12 protein-coding genes are annotated in these 12,270 nt (G+C 45.6%); all 12 read right to left on the reverse strand.

The features are described from left to right. Positions 1-12: 12 nt before the first annotated feature. On the reverse strand, positions 13-1,722 hold the full coding sequence (locus BLR42_RS00895; RefSeq protein WP_091865799.1) for a C40 family peptidase: 1,710 nt from the start codon (positions 1,720-1,722) through the stop codon (positions 13-15). Positions 1,723-1,751: 29 nt separating this feature from the next. Further along, entirely contained in the window at positions 1,752-4,205 is a 2,454-nt protein-coding gene (locus BLR42_RS00900) for a VirB4-like conjugal transfer ATPase, CD1110 family (RefSeq protein ID WP_207648498.1), read from the reverse strand. Further along, entirely contained in the window at positions 4,168-4,563 is a 396-nt protein-coding gene (locus BLR42_RS00905) for a PrgI family protein (protein WP_091865803.1), read from the reverse strand. Before BLR42_RS00905 ends, BLR42_RS00900 begins: the two co-directional genes overlap by 38 nt. 21 nt (positions 4,564-4,584) lie before the next feature. Beyond that, entirely contained in the window at positions 4,585-5,451 is an 867-nt protein-coding gene (locus BLR42_RS00910) for a VirB6/TrbL-like conjugal transfer protein, CD1112 family (protein ID WP_091865805.1), read from the reverse strand. Between the two features lie 121 nt (positions 5,452-5,572). Next, the gene (locus BLR42_RS00915; RefSeq protein ID WP_091865868.1) at positions 5,573-5,785 is read right to left on the reverse strand and encodes a Maff2 family mobile element protein; all 213 of its coding nucleotides are present in this window, start codon (positions 5,783-5,785) and stop codon (positions 5,573-5,575) included. 245 nt (positions 5,786-6,030) lie between these two features. Then, positions 6,031-7,776: a VirD4-like conjugal transfer protein, CD1115 family gene (locus BLR42_RS00920; protein ID WP_091865807.1), complete on the reverse strand. Its 1,746-nt coding sequence runs from the start codon at positions 7,774-7,776 to the stop codon at positions 6,031-6,033. Next, positions 7,773-8,249: a PcfB family protein gene (locus BLR42_RS00925; RefSeq protein ID WP_091865809.1), complete on the reverse strand. Its 477-nt coding sequence runs from the start codon at positions 8,247-8,249 to the stop codon at positions 7,773-7,775. Before BLR42_RS00925 ends, BLR42_RS00920 begins: the two co-directional genes overlap by 4 nt. 25 nt (positions 8,250-8,274) lie before the next feature. After that, complete coding sequence (locus tag BLR42_RS00930; RefSeq protein ID WP_091865811.1) at positions 8,275-9,234, reverse strand: ParB/RepB/Spo0J family partition protein; 960 nt, start codon at positions 9,232-9,234, stop codon at positions 8,275-8,277. Then, the gene (locus tag BLR42_RS00935) at positions 9,194-10,015 is read right to left on the reverse strand and encodes a ParA family protein (protein WP_091865813.1); all 822 of its coding nucleotides are present in this window, start codon (positions 10,013-10,015) and stop codon (positions 9,194-9,196) included. Before BLR42_RS00935 ends, BLR42_RS00930 begins: the two co-directional genes overlap by 41 nt. Positions 10,016-10,032: 17 nt before the next feature. Then, a complete protein-coding gene (locus tag BLR42_RS00940; RefSeq protein ID WP_091865815.1) occupies positions 10,033-10,980 on the reverse strand; it encodes a DUF6017 domain-containing protein in 948 nt (315 codons plus the stop codon). A 5-nt stretch (positions 10,981-10,985) separates the two neighbouring features. Then, positions 10,986-11,198, reverse strand: coding sequence for a hypothetical protein (locus BLR42_RS00945; RefSeq protein ID WP_091865817.1), 213 nt, complete (start codon positions 11,196-11,198; stop codon positions 10,986-10,988). Further along, a complete protein-coding gene (locus BLR42_RS00950) occupies positions 11,198-12,217 on the reverse strand; it encodes a DUF5688 family protein (protein ID WP_207648499.1) in 1,020 nt (339 codons plus the stop codon). The genes BLR42_RS00945 and BLR42_RS00950 overlap by 1 nt, the downstream gene beginning before the upstream one ends. Positions 12,218-12,270: the final 53 nt, after the last annotated feature.

Genomic DNA, 12,270 nt, shown 5'->3' on the forward strand with positions numbered 1-12,270 from the left:
AATCTCCCCTCCTCATGGTCTTCCAAAACATAAAAAGTGCTGTTGCCAGTACTTGGTGTTGATTGATGTGTAGGAAATGGGATTCCCGCAGTGGATCATCATTCCGTTTCCAACATAGATGCCTACGTGACTAGCACCTGGGGTATCATAGGTTCTCTGGAAAAAGATAAGGTCTCCCGGCCTTGCATCTGCCGGAGAAACATAGGCACTTCTTTTCCGGAGCCCCTGTGCCGTGGTTCTTCCAACGTTATAACCGCAGTGGTTCAATACCCAGCAGACATATCCAGAACAGTCAAATCCAGTTGTGGGATTGCTGCCTCCCCAGACATACTCACGGCCGAGGTATTTCTCCGCCTCTGCTATCATCAGGGCAAATTGGTGGTCGGTAAGGGCATCCCCGGGAACATGATAGTCCTCCGGATTCTCAAGGTCGGTATAGATATCAGCGAAAAGATATTCCTTATTGCCCTTGGTATATAGGAGCAAGTCATAGTGAGACTGCTGTTTGTCAGTTAGTCCCATTTCCTCTATGACTCTGCCAAGGCTTCTGTTATCAAGCTTCACCTTCAGGATCTTTACGGTATACTCCTCTTCCTCTTCGTAGGTGTAGTCCTCGTAGTAGCCGCCATCCTCATAGGAATCATCATCCACCCAGCGCAAGCCAGTCTTTTCTACAGTTCTGGTCCTTGTTTCGGTCCAGGACTTATATGTGAGCTTGTACTGCTTCTCAAACAACGCCTTTATGATGTCCTTCATGTCTTTACGCTTGAAGTCATCATATTTAACTGTGAGATATGTGATGAGTTCATAAGGGTTATGGCCTATCTCGTCAAGCTCGTACTCATACTCGTCATAATCTGGATAAAGTGTCTCAGTATCATCTATCTTTTTCTTCAGGTCTTTTTCCAGCTTCCGGTAATCCGTTTCTATGCCAAGGATATCCTCATCATAGGCGGTATACGTGGAAGCCAGCGTTCCATCTGAAATGGACGGAATCATCAGGGCGCAGCTTGAAACCATAGCTGACAACAGGATGATGATGAGAACAACAATAAGGATTGCTAACAGGAGCTTTGGATTGTCCTTTACGAAGTTGACGATGGCAGCAAGAACGTCGCTCATCTTTTCAGAGAGCTTATTAACTGCATCTTCAAGCATGGTTGCACCCTTACGTGCAGTCTCACGCTCTTTTTCCTTCTGGTAATAGGACTTTCTGGTCTTCTTTTTCTGAGCAGCCCTGGACTTGGCATTGGAGCCGTCCCTTGGGTTCTGCTCATTGGAATGCCTCTTTTCTTCCTTATGCTCACGCCTAAGCTTTCTCTGATATAGACCTTCGTTGATCTTGTCAGTGGCTTCATGAACTGCATTAGCCCCCTCATGAACCACATCACCGGACACATTTTTGTCATCTCTGCAGTCACTGCTTCCTGCAGCAACCACAGCTGAGGCAGTGCCTATAACAGCTGTACCAGCTCTTGCGACACCCTCAGCAACCTGCATAGCTTTAACTTTTGCTGACTCAGCTTTCATCTGGGCTTTTACCCCAAGCATTTCCTTTGATTCCAGCCTGCCCTTGAGAATCTTCTTTCGTTCTGGATCAGCTGCAGCGTCAGAGGCCTCAACACCACAGCCTCTACGCTTTAGCTTTTTCCCGTACTCCGCTTCAATGGTGGACTTCGTCCTAAACTTATCCCTGAAATGCGCTCTATCATTCAAATCCATTTCCCCCTCATAATGAAATTCATTTTTGTTTACCCTTTGCTCTGTCCATCAGCTTCTTCCCTGTACTTCGCAAGGTCGGAAGGCTTTGTGGTAAGAATCCTGTACAGCTCGATATCTTTCGGGAAGTGGTCTACAAACGGCAGGATCACATTCCCAAAAAATAAAAGCCCTTCGCCTTCCCCTGCCTGTGTGACATGGGATAACTGGTGTGGGCTTATATTGAGCTTCTGTGCCAGGACTGACCTGTCGCCTGAAGCCTGATTGAGCATATAGATGAACTCGCAGTTCTCAAGGATATTCTCAACCTCAGCAGAGGCAAGCAGGTCCTTGACGTTCTGAGTTATGGCTGTCGGGATGCCTCCCCATTTACGGAAACGCTTGTAGATCTCTACGCTGTAGCTTGCTGTCTGCTTTTCACGAAGGAGCAGATGGAACTCGTCCATATAGTAACGGGTGCTCCTTCCGGACTCCCTGTTGGCCGAGACCCTGCCCCAGACTTGATCCTCCACAATGAGCATCCCCAGCTTTTTAAGCTGTTTTCCAAGATCCTTGATGTCATAGCAGATGATCCTGTTATTGATATCCACATTTGTCCTGTGGTTAAAGACATTAAGTGATCCCTTTACATATATCTCCAGCGCAGTAGCCAGGTTGTGGGCTTCTTTCTCATCCTGCTTAAGGAGCTCATTATACAGATCTTCCAAAAGAGGCATGTTCTCAGGCTTTGGATCATCAAAGTACCTGTTATAGATCTTGTGAACGCATCGGTCTATGACAGTTCTTTCAATGGGCATCAGTCCCTCTTTTCCACCGATAACCAGCTCACATAAAGACAGTATGAATTCCGCCTTAAGAGTTACAGGGTTATCATCGTCAGAATAATTCTGGTTGATGTCCATGGGATTGATATACTGCTTGGAATTGGGACTTATCTTTATGACCTGACCGCCAAACTTCTTTACAAGAGGCGCGTACTCGGACTCGGGATCACAGACTATGATGTCATCGTCTGTGGAAAGCATGACATTGGCCATTTCCCTCTTTGCAGCAAAAGACTTTCCGGAGCCGGGTGTGCCAAGAATAAGGCCGTTGGGGTTCTTGAGCTTCTTTCTGTCAGCCATGATCAGGTTATTGGAAAGGGCATTAAGTCCGTAATACAGTGATTCCTCTCCCTCCTGAAAAAGCTCCTGAGTTGTGAACGGAATCATGATGGCTGAGCTGGAAGTTGTCATACCGCGCTGTATCTCGATGTGGTTATGGGCAAGCGGTAGGCTGCTCATAAGCCCCATTTCCTGCTGGTAGTCCAACCTCACAAGGCTGCAGCTGTGCTTCTGGGCTATGCTCTTTGCCTGAAATACATTGTTTTCAAGCTCCCGGAGCGTTTTTCCTGTGTTCATGATAAGGAAGGTTATCATAAACATTCGCTCATTCTGGCTCTGCAGCTCCCTCAGAAGCGACTTGGCATCTTTGCCGTATGTCGCAAGATCTGAGGGAATGATGTCCATATCATACCCGGCACGGACTGCCTTTTTCTGCTCCTCGATCTTACTTTTATCAAGCTCGGTGATGGTGTGCTTTACCTTTTTGATGGCCGTGTTCTGGTCTACCGACTGCATGTGGATCGTGAGAACCTGCGATGAATCCATGGAAAGAAAATCGCAGAGCATCTCATCATTTATCTCTGAAGCAGTGATGGAAAGAAAACTCATGGCACAGTACATGTCTCCCATCTCAAAGGTCTTTTTCGTAGGAAAGGCAATGCTGCTTGGAACTATGAAGTCCTTAGGGCCAAGCCCTCTTTCCGTGCACCATTTCCAGTCGAACATAAACCTGTCATCATCCCCCATGTGGAAGATGGCATGCATTACTTTCAGCCTCTCTTTTCCATTAAGAGTGTTGGCATACACTCCTATGTGTTTGAAGTTATTGAGAACATCGGTCTCTATTCGTGCCAGCCTTGGCTTAGCCTCCCTTATGGAAGCAGCATGGATGCCGAAAGTAAGGTACTTGGTCTTTGTAAGACCATTATTACCCTTTTCAAATTGGCTCTTAAGCACCGATGAATACTGGTCTCTTACGTCATTGAAGGTATCCTTTTTAAAAGGGATCTTGATACTCTTTTCAAACTTTGTGCCGTCAGTACTGACGTTGAGAAAAGTCAGGGAAAACTCAACAGAGCTGTCAAAGAAGTTAAGGAAGCTGCACCACTCCTCAAAGATAGTGGTTTTGTCCTCTTCCTGCGCCAGCTTGTAGTTGATGTCCTGGAACTGGATCGTCTTTGAATAAAAATCTCCTTCCTCCCTGCAGATACCGCTTGGGAACATCCTCTCAAATGTCACGGACTCCTGTGCGGAGTGCGGTACCTTGTCAGCCTTTTTGGCATCATCTATGACCTTTTTTATCTTTTTCTTTTCCTCGGATGAGAGGCGGGCCGGAACCTTAAGGTCACGTTTTCTTTTCTTTCTGAACAAATGAAATAACAATGTCCTCTACCTCCTCGTTTAGTTTCCTCTGCCTCATGAGGGCAGCGTAATAATTACTGGTCCTGTAGGGACGCTCCTTGGGTCTTTTGAACCGCCACTGTATCATGTGCTTTAGGATGGTCTCACAGTTCATGCCGTCCTTTTCATACAAAGCCACAAAGAAGAACGGGAGCATCAGCACCATCATCACAAGTGTCGATGCGCTTATATCCTCCGTCAGCTTTTTTACAAAGAAAAAAGACGGAACTCCTACGAGTGCCGCCAGTGAAAAGCATATGATCTGTCTTTTGGTGAGGTTCAGGAAAAGTTTTTCCTTGACCCGTGAAAGGTCCCTGGGGACCGATACAAAATTTGCCATATCTCTTTTGCCCCCTTTGTCTTACCTTGCGTTGAAAATGCTCTTTGAAATGGAACTGGTCTTTAAAAGCGAGAAGCATAAAAGGACTGTGTAGCCCAGAACTCCCCACATGGAGCCTACTATGTCGCTTGAAAATGCAACCGACTGTACCAGCGCTGCATATATAGCCACGCAGACCATGATAAGAAATCCCTGGAAGCCCAAAGCAAACAGGCCTCTTACATAGTTCTGTCCCATCTGACTCTGCTCCCTGTTTCCGAATGTTGCAAAAGGAATCGGCGCGAGACTTATGGTCAGATATACTTCCAGCATACGGCCATAAACCACCACAAATATGAAAGCCGCAAGGATCCTTGTTGCCAGCGACACGAACATGACCTGGAAGAACAGACCGAATAGTGCAGCCATATCCATTGCTTCAAGGGTTGACCTCATGGCAGCAAGAGCCGAGTCGTCTATGGCCGTTGATGCTGCAATAAGTCCACCGCTGCTGTTTACCACATGCTGCGCCACATCAAATACTGCCAGCGTGAAATCAAAGCAATGCGTGATCAGCATTACAGCAACATAAGTCTTGAACAGCCATTTGAAGAAGATCCAAGTTTCAAAGTTAGCCAGGTTATTATGAGCAGTGATCAGCTGTATCAGCTCATAGCAGGCAATAAATGTCAGCACCATTCCGGCTATGGGCATGATTACTGTCTCAGAGAGATTTCGTATCATGGAAAAAACACCGGGTTGGAAAGATGCAGGAGGTGTTCCAACCTGAGCAGTTATATCCGCCACATGGTTGTTTACGTCCTGAAACATGCCTGTCATTACGCTCATAATACCATCTACAAGTACAGACTTTAGCCAGGAGGCCAGCTCCTCTATAACTCTATCCATAGATTGCCACCTCTCTGTTTTTTATAGGTGGGGACTGGTCATTTGCCAGCCCCCGGACAATATTCAGTTTTTACTCCTGCATCTTGCTATAGCGCGGCAGGCCGCGCTCCCCTTTCAGGAATCAGAAGAGTCCTGAAAGAAGGGGAATGAGCTGGATACCGATGAGGCAGACACCACCACCGGCCATCAGCTGCTTAATTCCCTGGCTCTTTGCGCCGGGGTTGTCGTTGCCATATCCCTCAAGGAGGTTGATGATGCCCCATACGCCGAGACCAGCGCCAAGTGCTACAACGAGTGTCTGTAATACGCCTACTGCTGAATTAAAGAATGCCATACGATTTCTTGTTTCGCCCAAAAATCCAGCTTCATACTACATTCTTCATATACGCTCTACTTCAATAAACAATCTTCATCCGAACAATTGAATCTTCGGACTACTCTCCTTTCTTTGATGAAAAAATGGTTTGTAGTTTCTTTATGCCCCGCTTCATGTGCACCTGCTTTAGAGCATAAAAACAGACCAGTAAGTACCGGACGTCTCCGGCCTTTGCTGGCCTATGTAAAGGCAGCCGCAGCTGCCTATGCTTCTACAACATCGTAAAGATCATCTTCCTTCAAGGACATTGGAGGGTTCAAGTTCTTTGCAATGTCATAAGTGTTCTTCTTGTTATACTCTGCTGTTTCCTTATAGTGTGGATGCTGTGTGACATCATACTTGTCAGAGAAGAATGGTCTTACGCCCCTGAGTTGCAGGATGCACTTACCGCCATCCATGACAGCAAGCTCATCCATGGTCATGAGATCCTTACCTGTCTTTTGGTAATTCATGGAATACGATGGATTATTGCCCCGGCTCTCTCCAGTGTTGTACATGTCGATAGTTTCCTTACCCAACATCTGGCTCAAGTCTTTCAAAGTCGTCTGCTCTGTACCACCGAGGAATAACTGTGAATCCATGTTGCCAATGATGGTATCGCAGTGATCTTTGTACAAAGCCTTCAGCTGTGACTTGGCCTGCAAAAACAGGCATGCACTAATCTCACGGCTTCGGATTGTTGCTACCAGCTTCTCCAAATTCGGTATCTGTCCGACGTTTGCTGTCTCATCAATAAGGCAGCGCACATGAATCGGAAGCTTCCCACCATAAACATCATCAGCTTTCTCGCATAACAGATTGAACATCTGACTATAGATCATGGCAATCAGGAAATTGAATGTTGGATCAGTATCGCTCATGATAAGGAACAGGGCTGTCTTTCTGTCTCCCAGCATATCAAGGTCAAGCTCATCATATCGGGTTATGTCCCTGAGCTCCTGGATATCAAATGGTGAAAGCCTTGCAGCACAGCTTATGAGCACTGATTTCATGGTCTTGCCGGCCGCAACCTTAAATTTTTTATATTGCCTTACTGCGAAGTGATTCGGATCGTCTTTTTCCAAATCTCTGAAGAGCATATCCACCGGGCTCATATAGTCCTCATCATCTTCCCTGACATCAGAAGCATTGATAAGTTCCAGAAGTGTATTGAAATTCTGCTCCTCGTAAGGTGCGACATAATAAATATAGCCTATAAGTGCGGTATAGAGCAGTGTTTCCGCTTTGGTCCAAAATTCATCTCCGGACTTACCTTCACCTTTGGTATTGGCGATCAGCGTGTTTACCAGCTTTAAGATGTCTTTTTCCGAATGAATATATCGGAACGGATTGTAATGGGCACTCTTCTTAAAGTTTATGGTGTTGAAGACTACAATCTTGTATCCATGCTTCTTAAGGCACATACCGGTTTTAACCACCAGGTCTCCTTTGGGATCAGTTACCACATATGAACTGTGCATCTGCAATAGGTTCGGTAAAAGAAAGAATCTTGTTTTACCGGATCCGGAACCGCCTATGATCAGAACATTTTTGTTTCTGGCACATTTGATGATCTTTGGCCTGCTGTTCATTGTCAGACGCTCTGTCTGAGTCAGTATAACATTATTCTCAAACTTTGGGTCAATAAATGGCTCTATATCCTGTGCTGTTCCCCATCTGGCTGTTCCATACTCAGCACCATGCCTGTACTTCTTGGCATTCTTCCCCTTGAGATAAACTGCCAGTCTGAACAGGCCTCCGACAGCTGCTCCAACAATGATATCAAAGGGATGAAAGCTGGGAATAGGATTGGAAAGAGCTACTGGAAGTACATTGAAAAGACTGTTTATCTTTTCAGTTGCACTCCCTCCCGAAGCCAACCTCCATGCTTCTCCGAAGTTAGTAGCAAACAGTCCTGCAAAGGCATATGGGATATTCAGGATAATAATACGTTTCTGAGATTTTGTCATCGCACCATCTCCTTTACCCGTATTTTTGCTTTGGTGATCTGCTCTTTGGATACCTCCTTGTAATGCTCAAGCTTATCCAGGACGCTTGGCCTCTGTTTCTGGAATGCCTTTGTTTTCTCAAATTCATCCATTACAGCTTCCAGTGCATCAATATCTTTTGCCTTGAAAAATGCCGTATATTTCGGAGGGTCAGCGAACTTGTCCTTTGTTATGGCAAAGTCCACACCATAGCGTTTCGCAATCCTTTCGAACTGCTTTATACTCTCATCTCCCACGAGCATGCTTGTCACACCCTGATCCTGGCTGATCAACTGTTTCACAGTCTGCTTCCCACGGTAGCGCTTAGGGCCCACCATATCTTTATGGCGCTTGTAAGCAATATAGGCTCTTACTGCTCCGACTATTGCCCGCCATGACAGCTTGGTCACGTTAACAGCAAGGTTTATGGTTTTCTCTTCTACAGCCTCCTGCATAAGAAATCCCCCCTTTCAAATGCTTCTACAGCTGTTGCTCCCGCATTCTCTTTTTCTGCCATTGGTCAAGGAGCTTAACTATTGTGTCCTCCATCTGTTTTGGTGTGTAGTTCTTTGGAAAATACTTCTTGAGGACATCATTTTTGATAGTTACTTTGTCCACATCGGACTTCTTTTCTTCTGACATAATCACGTTCATGACCTCCTGGGTTAGTCCTTCTTCCTGGGACATTTTTTTGATGCGCTGCGCCTGCGCCAGTGATGGCGTGGACTGCGAAAAGTCCATGGCTTCCAAAAGGCGTTTCTGTTCATCTACATCAAGGTATGACAGTTCTACTGCCGGATTGAAACCGATCTGCTTGTTATCGACCATATCGAGGATTTCAGGGAGCAGGTTTGTGAGGCGGATATAACGCTGCACCTGCCTGCCACTCTCTCCGGTTCCTTCCGCAACAATATCAGCAGCTTCCAACTTCCCGACGAGTTGTCGGGAAGCTAATTCCTCATTATCTCCAATCTCAACTCGCTTCCTGCCTTGACGTTTTACAGCATCCAATTTCATCTTCAACGCCCAAGCCCTCTCACTTGGAAGCAATGTCTCCCTCTGCAAGTTGGCATCCACCATCAAAATAGTAGCGGCATCATCATCCAGATCCCTTACGATACAGGGCAGTGTCTCTTTTCCAGCAATCTCTGAAGCATGACATCTTCTGTGACCTGACACAATTTCAAATCCACCTTCATCTCTCGGTCGTACAATTGCCGGAGTGAGTACCCCGTATTCTTTGATGCTCTCAACAGTTTTATCCATCTCTCCATCATCCAGAACCTTAAAGGGATGGTTCTTAAATGGATGAAGCTCCGATAAAGGGATATCCTTAACCTGTTCGGCTCCGGAGCTTTCTGCCTCTTTACCCTGAGATGAAGCCCCGCCAAAGATGTCATCATAACTCGAAAGCTGAATGTTTCCGCGCGATTTCTGCATTCTTCAGCACCTCCTTCGTCAGCTTCTTATATGCCTCAGCTACTTTTCCCTTTGGGTCATGCTCATATATGCTCTTTCCTGCAGCACTTATTTCCGCTGCTCTGACGGAAAAAGGAATCTCTGTGTCATATACCTTTATATTTTTTCCATAGACTGCCCTTACAAGTGAGCCTATCTCTTTTGCATAATTGGTCCTGTTGTCTACCATGGTCAGAAGGATTCCATCAATCTTAAGCCCCGGGTTCATCTGCCTCTTTACCCTGCTGACAGTCTGAAGAAGCTGCTCTAAACCTTTTGCTGACAGGTACTGGCTCTGAACCGGAATGATAAGCCTGTCAGCAGCTGTAAGGGCGTTGACCGTCAGCATCCCCAGTGATGGCATACAGTCGATCAGCACTGCATCATAGTCATTTTTGACACAGTCAATATACTCTTTCAGGATTCTCTCCCTTCCCATGGCATTTACAAGCGAAACCTCAAGGCCGGCAAGTGATATGTTTGCCGGGAGAAGGTCTACTCCCTCCGGATGGTGAATGATACCTTCACCCCGTTCTATAGGGTATTCCTGAAGCACGCCACTCATGATATCCGTCACTGTGACAGGGATATCATCTGTCTTAGAGTATCCCATGCTGATAGTAAGGGAGCCCTGCGGGTCAAGATCTACCAGCAGGACTCTTTTGCCTTCTTTCGCAAGGCCTATGCCTATATTCTCCGTACTCTGCGTTTTGCCCGTTCCTCCCTTTTGGTTGACCAGGGCATATACTGTTCCTCTGCTCATTTTCATCCTCTCTTTTCTCAGAAATAGCCCCTTGCATGGTCATGACTGACCATATTTTCGTAGTGGGCATCAATAGTCAGCGGCGCGTTATAAAGTGCTGCAATAAGGTACTGTCTGACATTCTTAACGTCAGTAGTGTTACTCTTAAGGGAATCGATAACATAAGCCACATGGCTGTAATCAAGGCTTCTGAACTGTTCTTTTACCAGCTCCGGAGATTTCTTTGCTCCTCCAACAACGAAATACCTTGCATCATCCGACAGAACATCTACGATCAGATTTGCAATCTGGTCTATAAGCTCGCCATTGTATGGGAATCTACGTTTCAAGCTATCTACATCAATGCTTTCATAGACTTTTCTTTTTAGCTTTGATATATCAGACATGCAGGAATCTCTTTTCTCATCTCTTCTCATCGCATCATCAGAAAACGGTTTATGTTCCGGAGGATATATCCTGATGAGATTAGATGAGATATTTTTATTCTCAGTATTACTAAAATCAGTATTATTTATCTCAGTATTATTAGATTCCCGTTTTGAAAATCCTTGGATTTCTGTTTTGGACATTCCAGGATTCCCATTTTGGACATCCTTGTTTTCACGCTGTGACATATCAGAAAGAATCTTTTTCACATACAAAAGAGCTGCCTTCCCCTGTCCTTTAAAATTCTTATCTACAAGTCCTATATCAACAAGCTGTTTGAGCGTCCTGCAGGCCTTTCCGTTTGAGCAGCCTATGCTGTCGCTGATCTGCTCAATCGTGTAAATAATATATACTCTTCCTCTTTCATCAAACCATTTATTCTCTGCAGACAGGCTCATCCTGTCCAGTAACAGCCCATAAAGAATCTTGGCATCACTTGTAAGCTCTTTAAATCTGGCATCTGTAAACAGCAGCTTAGGGACTCTGATAAAGCTGAACAGATCAGCTTCCTGACCATAGAAATAATCAAACTCAGCCATTTATGCTAATTCCTCTTTTCCTCAAGAATCTTACGGGTGCACCAGCCAATACATGGCCAGTGCGCACCGTAAGGACAGTCCTTATCACACATCTTACGCGTCTGCTTGTTTCTTCTTATGACGTAAAAGCACTCAGAATATCTGGTGCATATGCCCTTGCTTGTTCCAAAGAAGCAATTTTTGCATTCTTCTGGTTTATCAGCCGCGTATTTTTCCATCAGATTGCTTCGCCTCCACGATCCCTGTGAGGCTTAGGTGCTGCGTGCTCAGATGTTTCTTTCCTGATACCAACCACCTTGTCCTTCATCCTGTCCTCAAACTTCTCAGCAAGCTCAAACACCTTTGCATCTGCGTCATAGTGATATACGCTGTCTGTGAGCTGGTCTGAAGGATCCACTGTTGTAGCATTTACCTCTTTTACCATGTTCTCAAGACTTGCAGTATCAAATTTGCCGTTATCAGGAATGATCAGCACCTCATGAATGCTGCTGGGTAAAATAAAGAAGCTGCCACCGACTCTGTCTGCAGCCTGGTCCATAAAATTCTGGTAAGCAAGAACGCCTGCTCCATGGACATTTCCTTCAACAGAAGCCACAAACATCTGCTCCTGCTCGGGAGGAATATTAAGCCCCAACATCTCAAGGTCTTCTACTCCCATCTGCTTGGCAAGGACCTCTGCCATCCCTTCTATAATAAGTGGCCTGATCTCCGGTGCATTTTTAAGAGCATCCTCATGGAGCTGCTGCGCTGTTATGCCGTAGTTTTCAAGCATCTGATTATTCACAAGAATTGTTCCTGTACCTGCCTGTGTGTCACCTATAACAAATCTGTAAACCACAGCCATGTCCTCAATATCCTTGTGAGGCACCGTCTCCAAAAGGTCCTTGTTCCTCTCAGCAGAAACCACCTCGATAGCCAGCTTATCCTTCATCTGGTCATAGTCCTTAATGACGTCCAGGTTAAAGTCCGGCTTGTTGCTTAGGGCATTTTCTGCCACCTCGGCAGCACCATTCACAATGCTGTCAAAGTCCTTTCCGTCCTCGTACTCCTTGTAAAGGCTTGTAACATTGAGATTTACGCCGATAATACTGTCATCCGGTTTTACCGTGAGCGCATCATAGGTCTCATTCATCTTCTCAACTGTTCTTGTCTCAACTGTGACTCTGGAGCCTGATCTGGACTCCATCAGCTCTTTAACATCATTTGCAAGATTTTCCTTAAACTCTTCGTAGTTCATCCTGTGTCCTCCTGTGGTTTGAATAATGGTTAAGCCCTGTTTGGGGCATAGAA

Origin of the sequence: Butyrivibrio sp. INlla16 (assembly GCF_900104155.1) — a bacterium.
Classification (GTDB): Bacteria; Bacillota; Clostridia; order Lachnospirales; family Lachnospiraceae; genus Butyrivibrio.